The organism is Alteromonas sp. ALT199 (assembly GCF_018619335.1).
In the GTDB taxonomy this organism is placed as follows: Bacteria; Pseudomonadota; Gammaproteobacteria; order Enterobacterales; family Alteromonadaceae; genus Alteromonas.
The window spans coordinates 1-17,823 of the sequence record NZ_JAHHDX010000098.1; the positions used below are offsets into that span (position 1 = coordinate 1).

At 43.8% G+C, this 17,823-nt stretch carries 19 protein-coding genes; 5 read left to right on the plus strand and 14 right to left on the minus strand.

Annotated features, from left to right (window positions below; genetic code table 11):
• The first annotated feature begins 151 nt into the window (after window positions 1-151).
• Window positions 152-472 carry an ATP-dependent Clp protease adapter ClpS gene (gene clpS / locus KL866_RS10885; protein ID WP_025255092.1) on the plus strand — a complete coding sequence of 107 codons (321 nt, stop codon included), beginning with the start codon at window positions 152-154 and terminating at the stop codon, window positions 470-472.
• A 24-nt stretch (window positions 473-496) separates the two neighbouring features.
• On the plus strand, window positions 497-2,773 hold the full coding sequence (gene clpA / locus KL866_RS10890) for an ATP-dependent Clp protease ATP-binding subunit ClpA (RefSeq protein ID WP_025255093.1): 2,277 nt from the start codon (window positions 497-499) through the stop codon (window positions 2,771-2,773).
• A 116-nt stretch (window positions 2,774-2,889) separates the two neighbouring features.
• Here the strand turns inward: clpA and infA are convergent, their stop codons facing one another.
• The 4 genes from infA to trxB all read right to left on the minus strand — a co-directional run bounded on the left by infA (window position 2,890) and on the right by trxB (window position 5,666).
• Window positions 2,890-3,108: a translation initiation factor IF-1 gene (gene infA / locus KL866_RS10895; RefSeq protein WP_008844395.1), complete on the minus strand. Its 219-nt coding sequence runs from the start codon at window positions 3,106-3,108 to the stop codon at window positions 2,890-2,892.
• Window positions 3,109-3,183: 75 nt separating this feature from the next.
• Window positions 3,184-3,906, minus strand: coding sequence for an arginyltransferase (locus KL866_RS10900; RefSeq protein ID WP_311236141.1), 723 nt, complete (start codon window positions 3,904-3,906; stop codon window positions 3,184-3,186).
• The gene (gene aat / locus KL866_RS10905) at window positions 3,903-4,649 is read right to left on the minus strand and encodes a leucyl/phenylalanyl-tRNA--protein transferase (protein WP_214995025.1); all 747 of its coding nucleotides are present in this window, start codon (window positions 4,647-4,649) and stop codon (window positions 3,903-3,905) included. The genes KL866_RS10900 and aat overlap by 4 nt, the downstream gene beginning before the upstream one ends.
• Before the next feature lie 51 nt (window positions 4,650-4,700).
• The gene (gene trxB / locus KL866_RS10910) at window positions 4,701-5,666 is read right to left on the minus strand and encodes a thioredoxin-disulfide reductase (protein ID WP_214995027.1); all 966 of its coding nucleotides are present in this window, start codon (window positions 5,664-5,666) and stop codon (window positions 4,701-4,703) included.
• Between the two features lie 585 nt (window positions 5,667-6,251).
• Between trxB and yfbV the strand changes: the two genes are divergently transcribed.
• Window positions 6,252-6,701 carry a terminus macrodomain insulation protein YfbV gene (gene yfbV, locus KL866_RS10915; protein ID WP_118495101.1) on the plus strand — a complete coding sequence of 150 codons (450 nt, stop codon included), beginning with the start codon at window positions 6,252-6,254 and terminating at the stop codon, window positions 6,699-6,701.
• A 103-nt stretch (window positions 6,702-6,804) separates the two neighbouring features.
• Here yfbV and KL866_RS10920 read toward each other — a convergent pair whose 3' ends face one another.
• The 3 genes from KL866_RS10920 to KL866_RS10930 all read right to left on the minus strand — a co-directional run bounded on the left by KL866_RS10920 (window position 6,805) and on the right by KL866_RS10930 (window position 9,593).
• The gene (locus KL866_RS10920; RefSeq protein WP_081765832.1) at window positions 6,805-7,296 is read right to left on the minus strand and encodes a SprT family zinc-dependent metalloprotease; all 492 of its coding nucleotides are present in this window, start codon (window positions 7,294-7,296) and stop codon (window positions 6,805-6,807) included.
• Between the two features lie 50 nt (window positions 7,297-7,346).
• Window positions 7,347-9,212, minus strand: coding sequence for a signal peptide peptidase SppA (sppA, locus tag KL866_RS10925; protein WP_214995029.1), 1,866 nt, complete (start codon window positions 9,210-9,212; stop codon window positions 7,347-7,349).
• A gap of 195 nt (window positions 9,213-9,407) precedes the next feature.
• On the minus strand, window positions 9,408-9,593 hold the full coding sequence (locus KL866_RS10930; RefSeq protein ID WP_214995031.1) for a hypothetical protein: 186 nt from the start codon (window positions 9,591-9,593) through the stop codon (window positions 9,408-9,410).
• Window positions 9,594-9,637: 44 nt separating this feature from the next.
• Between KL866_RS10930 and KL866_RS10935 the strand changes: the two genes are divergently transcribed.
• Window positions 9,638-10,249: a DoxX family protein gene (locus tag KL866_RS10935; protein WP_025255100.1), complete on the plus strand. Its 612-nt coding sequence runs from the start codon at window positions 9,638-9,640 to the stop codon at window positions 10,247-10,249.
• Window positions 10,250-10,430: 181 nt separating this feature from the next.
• Complete coding sequence (locus KL866_RS10940; protein ID WP_025255101.1) at window positions 10,431-10,982, plus strand: NAD(P)H nitroreductase; 552 nt, start codon at window positions 10,431-10,433, stop codon at window positions 10,980-10,982.
• 107 nt (window positions 10,983-11,089) lie between these two features.
• Here KL866_RS10940 and KL866_RS10945 read toward each other — a convergent pair whose 3' ends face one another.
• The 7 genes from KL866_RS10945 to KL866_RS10975 all read right to left on the minus strand — a co-directional run bounded on the left by KL866_RS10945 (window position 11,090) and on the right by KL866_RS10975 (window position 17,819).
• Window positions 11,090-11,929, minus strand: coding sequence for a DUF2797 domain-containing protein (locus tag KL866_RS10945; protein ID WP_214995033.1), 840 nt, complete (start codon window positions 11,927-11,929; stop codon window positions 11,090-11,092).
• Window positions 11,930-12,020: 91 nt separating this feature from the next.
• On the minus strand, window positions 12,021-13,028 hold the full coding sequence (ansA, locus tag KL866_RS10950) for an asparaginase (protein WP_025255103.1): 1,008 nt from the start codon (window positions 13,026-13,028) through the stop codon (window positions 12,021-12,023).
• A 195-nt stretch (window positions 13,029-13,223) separates the two neighbouring features.
• Window positions 13,224-14,186 carry a lipoyl synthase gene (gene lipA, locus KL866_RS10955; protein ID WP_025255104.1) on the minus strand — a complete coding sequence of 321 codons (963 nt, stop codon included), beginning with the start codon at window positions 14,184-14,186 and terminating at the stop codon, window positions 13,224-13,226.
• On the minus strand, window positions 14,179-14,850 hold the full coding sequence (gene lipB, locus KL866_RS10960) for a lipoyl(octanoyl) transferase LipB (protein WP_081765833.1): 672 nt from the start codon (window positions 14,848-14,850) through the stop codon (window positions 14,179-14,181). Before lipB ends, lipA begins: the two co-directional genes overlap by 8 nt.
• Window positions 14,851-15,114 (minus strand): DUF493 family protein YbeD, encoded by a 264-nt coding sequence (gene ybeD, locus KL866_RS10965; protein ID WP_025255106.1) that lies wholly within the window; start codon window positions 15,112-15,114, stop codon window positions 14,851-14,853.
• 101 nt (window positions 15,115-15,215) lie between these two features.
• Window positions 15,216-16,400, minus strand: coding sequence for a D-alanyl-D-alanine carboxypeptidase family protein (locus KL866_RS10970; RefSeq protein WP_214995035.1), 1,185 nt, complete (start codon window positions 16,398-16,400; stop codon window positions 15,216-15,218).
• Window positions 16,401-16,811: 411 nt separating this feature from the next.
• Window positions 16,812-17,819 (minus strand): septal ring lytic transglycosylase RlpA family protein, encoded by a 1,008-nt coding sequence (locus KL866_RS10975; protein ID WP_214995037.1) that lies wholly within the window; start codon window positions 17,817-17,819, stop codon window positions 16,812-16,814.
• Window positions 17,820-17,823 lie beyond the last annotated feature (4 nt).

A 17,823-nucleotide genomic window follows, 5' to 3' on the forward strand; every position in this document is an offset into this window, starting at 1 on the left:
AAAGTGGTCACTTTAAAGTGGTATACATGCAATACTCAAAACCACTATACAAAATGTAGATTTTTTAACCATATTATGTCAAGGATAAATGTGAATAAATTTATACAAAAGTTTGTACACATTTGTGCCGGTAAACCACTATTATTAAGTTATGAGTAAAGACAACGCTATTAGTATCGAAAAGGAAAAACAAAAAGACGCGCAGCGACAAAAGCCGCAGCCGCCTCCCATGTATAAAGTGTTGTTGAACAATGACGACTATACACCGATGGATTTTGTCATTGAGGTACTCATGCAGTTTTTCAATATGGACGCTGAGAAAGCCAACCAACTTATGCTAGCTGTTCATTATCAAGGAAAAGCCGTGTGTGGCATTTTTACTGCTGAGATAGCAGAGACAAAAGTGATGCAGGTTAATCAGTACGCACGCAAACATCAGCACCCATTGATGTGCACGATGGAGCAGGCATAAGGTTTTTTGTAGAGGGCGAGCAATATGTTAAATAAAGAATTAGAGCAAACGCTAAATGATGCGTTCGTATTTGCCAGAGAGCACCGTCACGAGTTTATGACGGTAGAGCACTTGTTGTTGGCATTGCTTGATAACTCAGCTGCTCGCGATGCGCTCAAGGCGTGTGGTGCCGATATTGAGGCAATAAAGAGCGAACTGTTATCGTTCGTTAAAGACACTACGCCACTTATCTTAGACGACCAATTAAATGAACGAGAAACTCAGCCAACGCTAGGTTTTCAACGGGTTCTTCAGCGCGCGGTGTTTCACGTGCAGTCGTCGGGCAAAGACGAGGTTACAGGCGCAAACGTTCTTGTCGCTATTTTCAGTGAACAAGAATCACAAGCTGTGTACATTCTCAAGAAAGCTGACGTAACGCGTTTAGACGTGGTTAATTTCATTAGCCATGGCGTAAGCAAAGCGGATGACGACGAACCGGTTAACCCAGAAGCTTCTGAAGAAGGTGAAGCGGGTGAAGAGGGCGGTTCGGCATTAAGTAAATACGCTACTGACTTAAATCGCCATGCGAAAGACGGCAAAATAGATCCCCTCATTGGGCGCGATTCAGAAGTTGAGCGCACAATTCAAATTTTATGTCGTCGTCGTAAGAATAACCCTTTGCTAGTTGGCGAAGCGGGCGTGGGTAAAACCGCCATTGCGGAAGGCCTGGCATACAGGATTGTGAACGATGATGTGCCCGATGTTATTGCAGAAAGCACCGTTTATTCACTTGATTTAGGCGGCCTTCTAGCCGGTACCAAATATCGCGGCGACTTTGAAAAGCGTTTAAAAGCTATTTTGAAAGAGCTAGGCAAAGATAAGCACGCTATTTTATTTATTGATGAAATTCACACCATTATTGGTGCTGGAGCGGCGTCTGGTGGCGTAATGGACGCCTCTAACTTGCTCAAGCCTAAGCTATCGAGTGGAGAGCTTCGCTGTATTGGTTCAACTACGTACCAAGAATACCAAGGTATTTTTGAAAAAGACCGTGCGCTAGCACGTCGTTTCCAGAAAGTTGATGTTATTGAACCAAGCGTGAGCGATACCACCAAGATATTACTAGGTCTTAAGAGCCGGTATGAAGAGCACCACAATGTGCGCTTTACGCAAAAGGCTATTCAGGCGGCAGCTGAACTGTCGGCCAAATACATAAATGAACGTCATCTTCCAGATAAAGCTATAGATGTTATGGACGAAGCCGGCGCGAGCCAGCGTTTGTTGCCACCGTCAAAACGTAAGAAAACAATTAATGTAGGCGATATTGAGCAAATTATTGCAAAAATGGCGCGTATTCCTGAGAAGTCTGTATCGGCATCTGACAAAGAAGTTCTTAAGAACTTAGGTCGCAACCTTAAGATGGTTGTGTTCGGTCAGGATAAAGCCATAGAGACGCTAAATGACGCTATTTTGCTATCTCGTTCGGGGTTAGGCACAGAAACTAAACCAATTGGTAGTTTCTTGTTCGCAGGCCCAACTGGGGTGGGTAAGACAGAGGTGACCCAACAACTGGCCAAAATTATGGGGGTTGAACTGGTACGTTTCGATATGTCTGAGTATATGGAACGTCACGCAGTAAGTCGTCTAATTGGTGCCCCTCCTGGTTACGTTGGTTTCGACCAAGGTGGTCTATTAACCGATGCGGTAATTAAAAATCCGTACTCTGTTGTGCTTCTAGATGAGATTGAGAAAGCGCATAGCGATATCTACAATATTCTTTTACAAGTGATGGACCACGGAACGTTAACGGATAATAACGGCCGTAAAGTAGACTTCAGAAACGTTGTATTAGTAATGACTACCAACGCAGGCGTTCAGGAAACGGTACGTAAGTCTATTGGGTTTAAGCAACAAGATCACAGCCATGATGCGTTGTCTGAAATCAACAAGGTATTCACGCCCGAATTTAGAAACCGTCTCGATGGTATTATCTGGTTCAATCACCTTGATTCAGAAATTATCTTACAGGTGGTAGATAAGTTCATTATCGAGCTTCAAGCGCAGCTTGACGCTAAGGGCGTGTCGCTAGAGGTTTCAAGTGCAGCGCGCGCTTACATGGCCGAAAAAGGCTACGACAAGTCGATGGGCGCGCGTCCGATGGCTCGCGTTATTAAAGACGATCTTAAGAAAGAGTTGGCGAATGAGCTGTTGTTTGGTGAGTTGTCCAAAGGCGGAAACGTTAAAGTGGACTGCGTTGATGACAAACTTACCTTTGAGTATTCAGGGGTAGGTGCTACATCTGAAGAAGCTGAGCCTAGCTAACAGTAAACGAAGAGTAGGGCGTATGACAGTGGTTGTTCGTCTTGCTCTATAAAGTAGATACGAAAAAGCCCGATTATTATCGGGCTTTTTTTATGCGTTACCGCTTAAATGGCTCATTATCTTGCGCGATAAATAATTCGACCTTTGGTCAAATCATAAGGAGTCATCTCGACGGTGACCTTATCGCCAGTAAGAATACGGATATAGTTCTTACGCATTTTACCAGAGATGTGTGCAGTCACTACGTGACCGTTTTCTAGTTCAACGCGGAACATAGTGTTAGGTAGTGTGTCTAACACAGTACCTTCCATTTCAATACAATCTTCTTTTGCCATGTAAAGCAGTTACCTCAGTAATTCAAAATTTTTGCCGCGCAGACCTTACCCAATCTTGGGTTCAGTGTAAAGCAATTAAGCGGGTATTTTACTATTTTTGCTAAATAGATGCCATTCATTGTCACTAAACTGCTCAAATGGCAAAAATTTATGTTTGTAAGACATTTTTTGACAGCCATCTACGTAATACCCTAGGTAAACGAATTGATGGCCTAGGCGCCTCGCTTCCTGTATTTGCATTAGTATCATCCAGGTGCCTAATGAAGCCGAACTATAGTCTGGATCGAAAAATGTGTAAAGGGCAGAGAGTGCGCGCATATGTTCGTTGGCATCAACCACATCAGTGACGGCCACAGCTATGAGTTTGTCACCGTCATACGCTTCGAGGTAGTGGGTTGTCATCCATTCGCACAGTACAAAATTATCGAACTGTGTTTTTGATGGTGGATACATACTGCCGTCAGCATGACGCTCTGTAATGTAGCGCTCATACAATGGGTAGTAAGTCTTCTGGGTTTTATCAACCAGTTGAACACGAAACCCTTTATTACTTTTCAACAGTCTTTTTTGACTACGAGACGGCGTAAAAGTATCGACCGGGATCCGTACCGATTTACACGCCTTGCATGCCGGGCAATGTGGGCGGTAAATTTGCGCACCGCTTCGACGAAAACCTGCTTGAATCAGTTGCGAATATCGCCACGCCTGATAGTCATTATTTTCGGCGTAAACGAGTAATTGCTCTTGCTCGTCAGGCAAGTAGCTACACGAAAATGACTGGGTTATACCAAACTTCACGGAGTAATCACTCTTGGCTTCCAACGATTGAGATAGTCTTCAGACAGACTACCGTCTTCAGACAAAGTGTGGTTGTTTTTTTCAAGTTTTTCAATAAAATCGTCGCGCGATAGCGCACTTGCACCAAGTGATGACAAGTGATCAGTAGGCAATTGGCAGTCGATAAACGCCATATTGTGTGATTTCATGTGTTCAACTAACGCCAACATAGCAAGCTTCGAGGTATTACTCTCAAAGTGGAACATAGACTCGCCACAATAGACTTTTCCTATTCCCACACCGTACAAACCACCAACAAGTGTATCGCCGTTCCAAACTTCTACAGAGTGAGCCAAACCTAAGCCGTTAAGCTGACGATAGGCCGCAATCATATCATCAGTTAACCAGGTTTCGCTGTTGAACTCGCCAGTATTAGGGTTCTTACGCGGCGTTGATGAACAAGCTTCAATAACGCGGTCAAACGCATAATTTAACGTAACCGTGTACTTTTTTTTCCGTACAAGCTTCTTCAGGCTTTTTGACGCAACAAAATGCTCGAGTTCGATAATGGCTCTTGGGTCAGGTGACCACCACAACAAAGGTTCGTCGTCACTAAACCAAGGGAATATCCCTTGCGAATACGCTGAAAATAAACGGGCTGGGCTTAGATCGCCACCAAACGCTAAAAGGCCGTTAGGGTCTTCCAATGCGGTATCGACAGAAGGGAAGGGAGCGCCTTCTTCTATGTAGTGTAACGCTATCATAATTCAGCCAGAAAAAAGCCCCACAGGAATGTAGGGCTTAGGTATAGAATATTAACCTTGCTCAGGCATGGTACCGTCTAGGTACTTTTCGGCATCAAGGGCAGCCATACAACCAGTGCCGGCAGATGTAATTGCCTGACGGTAAATATGGTCGCTCACGTCACCTGCTGCAAACACACCTTCAACACTAGTTTGTGTTGCGTTTCCATTGGTGCCACTGTTAACTGTGATGTAGCCATCTTTCATTTCAAGCTGACCGTCGAAGATATCGGTATTCGGTTTGTGACCGATAGCAACAAAAAGACCCATTACGTCAAGTTCTTCAGTTGCGTCACCATTCGTATCTTTAATACGGATTTTGGTTACACCCATCTCGTCACCAAGCACTTCATCAAGTGTTCGATTTAGATGCAATACAACGTTTCCGTTCTCAGCTTTATCACGAAGACGTTGCTCTAGAATTTTTTCGCTTCTAAAGCTGTCTCTTCTGTGAATAACATGCACTTCTGATGCAATATTCGAAAGATAAAGCGCTTCTTCAACTGCAGTGTTACCGCCACCAATAACCGCTACTTTTTGGTTGCGATAGAAGAAACCATCACAGGTCGCACAGGCAGAAACACCTTTACCCATAAAGGCTTGTTCTGACTCTAGGCCTAAATATTTAGCAGAAGCACCTGTTGCGATGATTAATGCGTCACAGGTATAGGTACCGCTGTCACCGTAAAGGGTGAACGGGCGCTTAGAAAAGTCAGTTTTGTTGATATGATCGAAAATAATTTCGGTATCAAACTTTTCTGCATGCTTTTGCATACGAACCATTAGATCAGGACCCGTAAGTCCTTCTGGATCGCCCGGCCAGTTTTCTACTTCAGTGGTGGTAGTAAGCTGTCCGCCTTGTTGAATACCAGTTAACAGTACAGGTTTAAGGTTTGCACGTGCAGCATAAACCGCTGCTGAATAACCTGCGGGGCCTGAACCCAAGATAAGTAGACGGACGTGTCTGCTTTCTGCCATTTTCCTCTCCAAATAATTCACCCGTTATGGGTTACTTATAAAATTCTCTTAGAAAGCTAGGTAGGGGCGAAAATTCGTAAATCAAGCTCAATACCCAGTTACTTTTATTATAGTAATCTGCCAGCGCATTATCTGCAGGTCGTCAGTTAGTTGTGTTAACAAAAGTAACAACTAAGCCATACAGGATTATGTTCAAGCTAATGCGCTATATGATGCCTTCAAGTGCTAAAAATGTCACTTAAAGATAGGCCCAATTTATACCTTTTAATTATTACGGTGCTTTCAACTTTGTAGTACCTTTTAAGCATAACCACTGAATCGATGTGCCGAAGGCATCTAAAAAGTAAGCCAGAACGTAACTAAACTACAGTGGGTTCGCAGAAGCGCTTTACCGCGTCTTAGACAAAACTTAATTACCCAAAGCGTTATCTTATTTGATAAAATGTTCTACATTGCGGGTTCTTCATAAGAGGCGCTGCATTGAACGTGAAAAAGAAAACGGGTGAAAATCACGCAACTAAATTGTAATAGATAAAAAGCAGTTTACAATTTAACTATACCCATCTGAGAACGAAGAGGTGAACCATGTCTCAATCAGTAATGACAATGTTGAAAAACGGTCAGCAGTACATGAAGACATGGCCTGTGAGAAAAGAACTTTATGCCTTCTTCCCAGAATGCCGGGTTGTTGCAGCCACTAAGTTTGCTATCAAAACTATGCCACCGGTTGCTATGTTGTCGTGTGCCCTTTTGTACCAAAACTTAGGCTCTGATTACCTTCCTCAAACTATTACAATAGGTGCTTTCTTTCTAAGCTTACCTATGCAGGGCTTGCTCTGGTTAGGGCATCGTTCAGATCAGTATCTTCCACCTCAGCTAAAAAGCTGGTACCAAGAAATTCACTCTAAAATGCGCACCCAGGGAGTGAATATCAGTAATGCTAAGTCTAAGCCTAAATACAGGGAACTAGCTCAGCTTCTTAAAACGGCCTTCAACGACTTAGATAACGCGTTTACCAAGCACTGGTTTAATTAAAACTACCAGTTGTTTCAAAGCTCTCGTAGCCTATTAATAGTAGTTTAGCTATTAGGCAAACTTTTGTCCGATAAATGAAAATTTTTAGGCGGCTCGCAGCTGTTTATGCGGCTCGTAGCGGGGCCTGACATTTCCGACATTTGTACAGTGTGCCTTTTAAAATATTATTGTGTCTGCGCGTAGATAACGCATAGGTGTCGCAGTCGCAAACATATTGGTAGGTTTTTGTTACGCGTTTCACATCGAACTGATGTGTGGCTGCAGGCGCACGGTTAAAAACACCACGCATAACCGATTGCCATTCTCTGCCGTGGGGTTGAACCCTTCCAAACAACGTCCATACCAGTAAATGACTCACTTCGTGCGGAATCACGTCGTTTATAAAGGCGTCGACGTTTTCTTTGAAAAGTATTGGGTGAAAGTTCAGGCGGTTTTGTTGTAGAAACGCCGTTCCTGCATTTCTACCAGAACGTCTAAACGTAATAGCAGGGCGTTCAAACTTCCGGTTGAAGTAACGTTCTGCTTGCTCAAAACAATAAAAAACAGCGCCGGTAATAACGCGACGCTGTTCGTCATTTAGATCATTTGAAGCGATGTGTCTGTCTCACTCTATGTCTTTAAGTAGTTAACTGTACTTAATGTTAACTACTCGACATCGCAAGGTAAACACAGCACATAGGTACCTTTAGGGTCGTTAAGCTTATTAACTAAACTAAACTCTTTAAGTACGCGTTTAAACTCGTTAACTAGCGATGAGTCGGCGTGAGCAAACTGCCACTTTCCTACGAACGTCATGGCTTGCCCGAAAAATTCTTTCCAGAAAATCTCCTGTGCGGTTAACGTGCGTTGTACATAGAAGGTGTCATAGTTCTCAAGTTCTGCAATCTCTGCGGCGGCAGCGACTGCATCATCCAGTGTTCCTAACTGGTCAACTAAGCCTAACTCAATAGCATCTTCACCAATCCATACGCGACCTTGTGCAACGCTATCCACTTCATCAACCGACATGCCACGAGCATTAGACACTAGCGATAAGAAGTTACCGTATGTATTTTCAACGTTACGCTGAAGAATTTGGCCAAATTCAGGGGCTAGAGGACGAACGGTAGAAAAGCCAGCAAGTTCTGTTGAGCCTACACCATCACTGTGAATGCCTAAATAATCGAGTGAGTTTTCGTAGGTCATAAACATACCAAACACGCCGATAGAGCCTGTAATAGTGCTTGGGCTTGCAATAATCCTGTCGGTACTTGCTGCTATCCAATAGCCACCCGATGCCGCGTAGGTGCTCATAGACGCGATAACTGGCTTACCCGCTTGTTGAAGCTGTAACACTTCCTGACGAATAATTTCAGAGGCAAACGCACTGCCGCCGGGTGAGTCTATTTGAAGGACAACGGCTCTTACGTTGTCATCTAAGCGCGCTTTTCTCAATAGGCGAGCGGTACTGTCGCCGCCAATTGTGCCCGCTTTTTGGTTGCCGTCTAAAATAGTGCCTTTAGCAACAACGATGGCCACTTTATCCATGTCTGATTCTATAACAGGCATAGGTGGGTTAACGACTTTAAGGTAGGATTTAAACGTAGTGAGATTTACACCCTGCTCGTTATCACCTTCGCCCACTAGTTCGGTTAATTCTAGTCTTACTTCTTCGCGAGTTTTCAAGGCATCAACCCAATTGTTTTCAAGCGCATACTGGGCGAAGTCACCACCTGCCGCTTCAAATTTTGCTAATAAGCCCTGAAGTGTTTCATCAAAATTTGCTTCATCAATACCGCGAGCGGTGGCAACGTCAGCTTTATATTGTGCCCAATATCCGTCTAACCATTGCTTTTCCGCTTCTTTAGCTTCTTCAGACATATCGTTTCGCATAATGGGCTCTACGGCAGATTTATATGTACCTACACGAAAGATATGCGTGGTAACTTTTAGCTTCTCAAGCATATCTTTGAAGTACATGCCGTAGCGACCATAACCTTCAAACATCAGACCGCCCATTGGGTTTAAATAGATGTTGTCTGCATGAGCTGCTAAGTAATATTGATCCTGTGAGAAGTAGTCACCAATGGCGTAAACCGGCTTTCCTGATTCTTTAAATGCATCGATAGCGTTCGCGACAGTGCGCAGTTTATCTAAACCGCCTCCGGTTAACCCATGAAGGTCAAGTACGAGGGCTTTTATGCGTCGGTCTTTCTTGGCGTTTTCAAGCACCTTCATAACATCGCGAACAAGCACTTCTGGGTTTTCAGGCTCGCTGCCAAGAGATTCCTGCAAAAATTGTTCAAAAGGGTCGATACTTTCCTTCTCGATAACAAGCTTACCGTTGAGGGTAAGAAACAGCGCACTATCTTTATTCACTGTTAACGGCTCGTCTCCCTGGCCAGCGATGGCGATTATTAAACCAACGAAAATAACAATGAATATTAAGTTGAAGAAAAGTTTGCGGGTGAAGTTAAGCACCGTCCACAAGCCAATAAACAAGGATTTAGTCCAATTTCCTTTGGCTGCCATTTTTATCACTACCTTTTTTGAATTAACTAACCAGAGCAAGATTAAACAGGTGTATCAAGCTCAATGTGCTACATCCTATTATGTTACCTAAATCGAGTAAGATCGCGAACTTAATTGTAATTTTTTGTAAGCGTGTTTTGCTTGTGTATCACCGGTGAAGAAACTCACAACAAAACAGTACTTTTCATTGCAGGTCTATTGGTTTGTTTCATCCTGCGCTAGCCACTTACTAATTAACGTGGCTATGCGCGCATGATCTTCTTCGCCCATCAGCATGAGAAGCTTGCCGTTTCGCGCTTTGTAGTTTGTTTTTTCTTGACCTTTTCGCATTATTCTAGAGAAGGGAGAGGGCTTATTTTTGTGAGGTGAAATTTTTTTCATAAAGCGCCGTTCTTATTTTCTATGTACAAAGAATAGGTAAAACAATGACACACCTCTATCAACAATTCGTAACACGGCTACAACTAGCCGACGGCATCCCATTACTTTTATTGCGCCTATATTTAGCACCTGTGATGATACAGGCTGGTTGGAATAAAGCATCTAGTTTTGACAGTATAGTAGACTGGTTTGGAAACGATGATTATGGGCTTGGGTTGCCCATGCCTTTGGTTATGGCATTCCTTGCTACAGCTGCCGAGCTGGTAGGTGGTGTTTTATTATTGTTTGGCGCATTAACCCGCTTGGTCAGTATTCCTCTTATGGTAACCATGGTTGTTGCGATGGTAAGCGTGCATGCTGAAAATGGCTGGCTAGCCATAGCAGACGCTTCGTCTTGGTTAGCAGATGGTACTATTTTACTAAATGAGAGCATTATGGCTGCGCCAGAAAAGCTCTCGGCTGCTAAATCTCTGCTACAAGAGCACGGTCACTATGATTGGCTCACTTCAAGTGGTAACTTTGTTGTACTCAATAACGGCATCGAGTTCGCGGCTACCTATTTTGTTATGTTGCTAGTTTTGTTTATTTATGGCGGCGGACGTTTTTTCAGCTTGGACTATTATCTAAATAAAATGTCGACGCGCAAAATGGATTAATTTGACCGTTATTCGCCCATCCGTTTTTCATTTAAAAGGCCGGAATTTTCTGGTCTTTTTTGTTTATCAGCCGTAGGATCTAGCACTTAGTACAGGTATGCTTTTTATTCTGTCATACCATTTTAAATACGCGCTAGCATATGGGCTAACAACCATATGAGTGAATTAAGTAGGGACGTAAATGGACGCATTAACATTATTACTCAACAGAAGCTCACAGCCTCGGTTAGAAGCACCTGCGCCAAGTGGCGATGCCTTGGAAAATATCATGCAGGCAGCGCTTCGAGCGCCAGATCACGCGTGTCTTACACCTTGGCGATTTATCGTTTGTACAGATAAAGGGCTTGATAAACTTGGGGCACTTTACGAACAATCAGCAATAAAAAATGAGAAGCCGCAAAAGGAAATTGAGCGTGCAGTTCAACTCCCGAAACGCGCCCCTATGATAATTGTTGCTATCGCAAAACACACTGCGCATGAAAAGGTGCCACGCGTTGAACAAATAGCTTCAGCGAGTTGTGGCGTGATGGCCATGCAGATGGCTGCGGTCGCACAAGGTTTCAATGGTATGTGGCGTACCGGTGGCTATGCGCACTGTGAAACAGTAAGAAACGGGTTAGGTTTAAGCGAAGAGGATGAACTAGTGGGTTTCTTATATTTAGGAACGCCAGTATTTGAACCCGCGCCTAAGCCGCAAAGAAATAGTGATGACTATTTTGAGTTCTGGCAGTAGATGGGTGTTTTCTCGCTGAGCTACTCACATATCCAATATATATAGCTAGTTTTCTATATTAAAGGTCTGTTGTTGTCGATAACGTAACAACAGACCGGACACACTTTTTAGAACGATAGATCTACATTGTAGCCAGCGAACTTTCTTATATTGATAACGCGGTCGCCATCAAGCATCCAATATTGGGCCTTCACGCCTTGTAATACGCCGCTAAATGACGGGTCTTTATCAAGGTTCAAAGACTTTATCTTTACCGGATATTCTTCAACAGGATAGTGAATATCGTGTATTGGCGTAGACACTTCTGAGACGGCCTGAAGCCCTTTTTCTTGTTTTAGCGCCTCTAAATCGCTTTCAATTTTACTCATTAGCTCTGTTTTAACTTGCTCTAAGTCGACTTCATCGGGTTTTCCTTTGAGCATGGTGCGCCAATTTGTTTTGTCGGCAATATGATCTTTACATAAGGTTTCAACTAAACCACTAGTTAGCCTGTCGGGCACGCGCAACATAACTGTAGCCTGGGTTGCACCTTGGTCCATCCAGCGGGTAGATACGCCATCAGTGACTTGACGAGTAATGCCTACTTTAACGGTGCCAGTATTTGCTAAGTAAACAAAGTGTTCGCTAAAGCAATGTTCTTCACCCCACTGAGGCTCTCTGCATGTACCTTCATGGTAGTGACACTTTTCTGGTTTTATAATACAGCTATCGCATTGAGCAAGTGAAATTAAGCAGGGGTAGCAATACCCTTGGTTAAAACTCTTTTTAGTTTTGCGGTTGCAGTGAACACAGTTAATCTCATCCGAAAAAGTAACTGTCACCTCTTTACCAATAAGCTCGTTAATATCTAGCAAAGCATCGCCAATAGGCAGTGTATAGTTAACCTTGTTATTCTCGTCAGCATAGGTACGCATCTTTTTCAGCATACCTGAATAGTTTGTTGTCACTTTTTAAACCTTTATTTTTTGGAATCTTTTTTACTTGGCATTATTGCTAAGTTTTTAGCAAAACCTTCAGCATTTAATCTGTTACGTAAGATTAGTCACTCAATTCACCACGCAAGTTCTGCGTTAGCAGCTTACACACTTGTTCAAAAGGAAGCCCTTTACTTAACAAATAGTGTAGTTTGGCAAGAGCAGCTTCTGGGGTCATATCGCTACCCGATAATACACCTACTTCTTGTAAGCCGTGCCCTGTGGCATAACCACCCATATTTACGCGACCGCGCATACATTGGGTGCAATTTAAAACAGGTATTTCACGAGATTTAGCGTATGTAAGCTGTGCAATAAGTTCTGGGTTCTGAGGCGCATTGCCCACGCCATAGCTAAGTAAAATTAGCGCGTTTACTGGCTGCTGGAGGGTGTTTTTAATTACCTCAGGTGCAATGCCTGGATATAAACTTACCATGCCGATAGGCTGTGCCGACACACTAGATACGGTTAAGTTGTTGGTGGGCGCTTTTGCTAGTTCTCCCGCTTTGAGGCGTATATTAATGCCAGCCTCTAATAGAGGAGGGAAGTTTGGCGAGTCAAATGCGCTAAATCCGTCTGCATCCACTTTACGACTTCGATTTCCTCGCAACAGCCGGTTATTAAAGAAAAGCCCGACCTCAGCGATAGGAAAGTTTGCAGCTACAAATAGTGCATTTAGCAAGTTTACTTGTCCGTCGGACCTAAGCTCTGCCAGAGGTATTTGTGAGCCTGTTACAATTACCGGCTTTGACAAGTCTTCGAGCATAAAGCTTAGCGCAGAGGCTGTGTATGACATGGTGTCGGTACCGTGCAAAATAATAAAGCCATCATACTTGTCGTAGTTGTCGGCGATATCATCGGCAATACGCTGCCAATCTGAAGGGTCCATGTCTGAAGAGTCGATTAGGTTATCGTACTCATGCAGTGTAAAAAGTGGCATTTCAGAACGGTGAAACTCAGGCATGTTTTTTAGCGTGTCTGACAAAAAGCCGGCAGCCGGAACGTAGCCCTGCTTAGATGGCTTCATACCAATAGTTCCACCTGTATAGGCAATATAAATATGTTTGCGCATGCAATAACCTTAGCCTTGGAGGTACTTTAAAAGGGGATGGTGTTGTTTGAGGGGCATTCTAACAATACCCACGGGTTTGTCACCCTGAAATATCTAGGAACAAAAAAGCGGTGAATATCACCGCTTTTAGTCAAAGGTTTATGGCTTACGTGCAATTACACTCTTTGCACTGAAATAAGCAAAATAAACCAGTGATTACTTAACTTCTTTGCCCGCTGCCTGTTGGTCGGCGTGGTAACTTGAGCGTACCATAGGGCCGCAAGCTGCGTGCGTAAAGCCAATGTCTTTTGCGTAGTCACCTAAAGCATCGAATTCTTTAGGGTGAACATAGCGCTTAACGGGGTAATGGTGACGACTAGGCTGAAGGTATTGACCTAAAGTAAGCATATCCACATCGTGAGCACGTAAGTCATCAAGTACGCCTTGAATCTCTTCGTTTTCTTCACCCATTCCCATCATAAGGCCTGACTTAGTCATAACATCTGGGTGTTGTGCTTTGAACTTTTTAAGTAAGTCCAGTGACCACTGATAGTTAGCACCTGGACGACACTCGCGATATAAGCGCGGAATCGTCTCTAGGTTATGATTGAATACGTCGGGTACGCCGTTTTTGAAAATCTCAAGCGCACGGTCCATACGTCCACGGAAATCAGGAACTAGCACTTCAATGGTGGTCGAAGGGCTGTGCTCGCGAATAGCGTTAATACAGTCTACGAAGTGTTGAGCACCACCATCGCGAAGGTCATCGCGGTCAACTGAAGTAATAACCACATAACGCAGGTTCATTTCTGCAATCGTTTTCGCAAGTTTTTCAGGCTCTTCGGCGCTAGGCGGAAGCGGCTTACCATGGGCTACGTCGCAGAAAGGGCATCGACGGGTACAAATGTCACCCAAAATCATGAAGGTGGCGGTACCGTGATTAAAACACTCTGCTAGGTTAGGGCAGCTTGCTTCTTCACACACAGAGTGAAGATTGTTTTTGCGCAGCGTTTTCTTGATGTGGTCAATTTTCTCGGTAGTTCGAGGAAGTTTGATTTTGATCCACTCAGGCTTGCGCAGCATTTCTTCCTTTTCTGTAGGAATAATGGTGACGGGTATGTGTTTTACTTTTTCATCATCGCGAAGTTTTACCCCCGCTTGAGGTCGTGCGTTACTCATCAAAACCTTCTTTATATGTTGGCTGTGCAAGGGAAAGCGCTTCTAGCAACAATAGCGTTAATTCCTTACCAGCGGTTTCAAGTGTCGTTGGACCATTAAGGCGCGCGGTATCGATCATTTCCATACCGGCGTAACCACATGGGTTGATACGCTGAAACGGTGATAGGTCCATATTAACATTTAAAGCCAAGCCGTGAAACGAGCAGCCATTACGTATTCTTAAACCTAGCGAACAGACTTTCTTCTCGTCGACGTATACCCCAGGCGCATCGGGCTTTGGATAGGCCTTAACGTCATACTTAGCAAGTAGTCCGACCACTGCTTCTTCCATAGCAGTGACTAAATGACGTACGCCTAGCTTACGGCGCTTTATGTTAAGCATCAGATAAATGACTTGCTGGCCCGGGCCGTGATAGGTAACTTGACCGCCACGGTCAACTTGAACAATGGGTATATCGCCTGGCATCAAAATATGCTCAGCTTTACCCGCTTGCCCTTGAGTAAATACCGCGTCGTGCTCCACAAGCCATATTTCATCTGGCGTGTTCTGATCGCGCTCGTCAGTAAAGCGCTTCATCGCCTCAAAAATAGGCGCGTAAGGCTGACGACCTAGTTGGCGTACAATAACGCCATCTAGGTTAACCAATGTCGACTTCTCATTCACTTAAAGTACAACCCTAACAAGCTCTAATTTAGCTAATTCAGTGTAAATGGTTTCCATGTGCTCTTTGCTGGTTACACGCACACTAATAGATACCGAGTGGTAAGTACCTTTACTACTTGGTTTTACTTTAGGTGAATAGTCGCCTGGTGCATGCTGTTGAAGACAGCCTACTACCTGTTCTGGTAGGTCTTCATGGGCAACGCCCATTACTTTAAAAGTCTGGTTTGTTGGAAAATCTAGTAGTTCGTCGAAACGGGTATCCATGCGATATCCTTGGTACTTTAAATATCATATAAAAAAACGGCCAGATTGTAACAAATCTGGCCGCTTCACAACTAGCTTTTTAACGTTTTCGGTATTAGAACTTACTCGTCGTCAAATCCTAGCTGAAGCATAATGTAGTCTTTAGCGCGGTTAAAGAAGCTGCCTTCTTTGACTTCTTGAAGTGTTACCAGCGGGTAACTAGCCACATCTTCACCTTCTAGCTGTAGGTAAAGTTTCCCTACAACCTGACCTTTTGCAAGAGGTGCTTCTAGCTTGTCATCAAGTTCAAAATTCGCCTCTAAGTTGGCCGCTTGGCCGCGTGGAATAGTAATGGGGGTAGATTGGTTAATTCCAAGGTCTACGGTTTCTCTATCGCCCATATAGATGCGATGTGCAACGAAACTATGGCCAGCTTCATATGGCGTTAGTGTTTCGTAAAAACGGAAGCCGTATTTCAGCAGTTTTTTGTTTTCAACTTTACGAGCGCGCTCGCTGTCGGTACCCATAACCACGGAAATTAAACGCATTCCGCCTTGTTCAGCTGATGTAATTAGGCTGTAGCCAGCGTCTGATGTGTGACCAGTTTTGATACCGTCAACGTTTAAGCTCTTGTCCCACAATAGGCTATTGCGGTTGTATTGCTTGATACCGTTGTAGGTGAACTCTTTTTCGCTGTAAATTTTGTACATTTCTGGCGTCTCAGCAATAAGCGCGCGAGACAAAACAGCCATATCACGTGGTGTAGTGTAGTGGTCTGGGTCGTGCAAGCCGTGGGCGTTTACCCAATGTGAGCCTGTCATGCCAAGTGATGCAGAATGGGCGTTCATCATGCTTGCAAAAGCAGATTCAGAACCTGCTACATGTTCTGCCATTGCTACACAGGCGTCGTTACCCGATTGCACAACGATACCGCGTAGTAGGTCACTGACAGAAACTTGTGTACCTACTTCGATAAACATTTTTGATGAGTCTGGGAATTTTTTCGCCCATGCATTCTCAGAAATGGAAACTTCATCGTCTAGACTTATGTTGCCCGCTTGAAGCTCTTTACCAATGACATAAATCGTCATAATTTTGGTTAAGCTTGCTGGCGCAAGTTGCATGTCTGCGTTTTTTGATGCAATAACGTTACCGGTTTCATAGTCGGTAAGTAAAAAACCTTCTGCAGCTACAGTGGGGGCTGGAGGTGTCACTACTGCAGCGTTCGTTGTATGCAGTAATGTCCCCATCACCAAAAAGGCAAATGAAAGTAATGACGGTTTAGCGCGTTGAATTATTCTGAGCATGGTTCTAATTTCTTTGACCGTTTATCCGTGTGAGTTAAAGCTTACCCTGTTATTGCGATGACCGCGAAGCGAATACCTCAAAACATGGCTACCCAATTTTAGCTTTTATCCAGTTCGTAACCGAACTCTGATTATTTACCCACGTTATTGTGGGGCAATACGAGATCTTAACGAAAGGCTGCGTATAAGACTAGGTTTTATCAAAAAAGTTTAAGGGATAGTAGGGGTAAGACGAAGAAACCGTGATATTGCCTGCTGAATGACACAAAGCTGCCATAATGTCGGTGCTTTTATGAGCGGATAAACCTAACTAGATTATTAACTCGCTTGTAAGCCAATTTTTCGCAACCTTCAAAGTGCTTTGAATCGTGCAAGCTATAATAACTGATGTATTAATAACGCTTTAGTACCCTACATGGTTTGGGTGATAGCGTAGGCGTTGGGATAACCATTTTGTTTTAACTGTTCAAGCACCTCTGCCACTACTGCTTCGTCGTGGATGGGTCCTAGTTGAAGCTTGTAAATGTTATCAGCTACCGGCAGGTGAGCGGGTATTTGATACAAGGCTGATAGTACGTTGGAAATAGATTTTGCCTTTTCAGCGTTTGAAAGCGCTGCAACTTGAATGTAAATAGCATCGACCATTGTATTGCTGTTCGATACCTTTGTTGAAGTATCAGCTGTCGTTAGGGCAATCGGTGGTTTAGGTGAGTTACTCGCTATTTCAGGAGAAGGACCCACAGCTATGCCTAAATACTCGTCGTAGGTTACCGAAGGGCTATTACCCACGGTCACGTTGTTTTGTTCGTCAAAATGGATAACTTCCAGTTTAACTTTAGCTGTGCCCTTGCTGTGATAGCCAAGTTTTACCGCTGCCGCATAAGATAAATCTATGATCCTGTTATCGTGAAAAGGACCGCGATCGTTTACGCGAACAATGGCTTTTTTGTTATTTTCTAAGTTGGTAACACGTACGTAAGAGGGGAGTGGTAATGTTTTGTGAGCTGCGCTCATAGCAAACATATTATAAGTTTCACCGTTCGAGGTTAAGTGACCATGAAACTTTTGACCATACCAACTGGCATAACCTACTTCTTCATAGCCTTTTCCGCTGTTCATTGGCGTATAGTGCTTGCCCAATACCTTGTAAGGCCTGCTGTTAAACATACGGTACGCTTCGTACTTTGGCACAGCGTCTAATGTTTCAGGCTTTTTAGCTACGTGCTTTGGTGCAGAATCCTGCTTTTGACTGTAACGGCTAGATTGGGAGGGAGCACTTTGACACCCCACTAATGCTAATACTATAAGAACAGCGGCGCTGTTGCGAAAGCGTTGTCTGTTTGCCAGGTTCCGGTTAAAACTTACATTAACCAAACCCGCTTTAACAAAATTAATTACCGAAAAAAGGTTCTGCAGCATATAA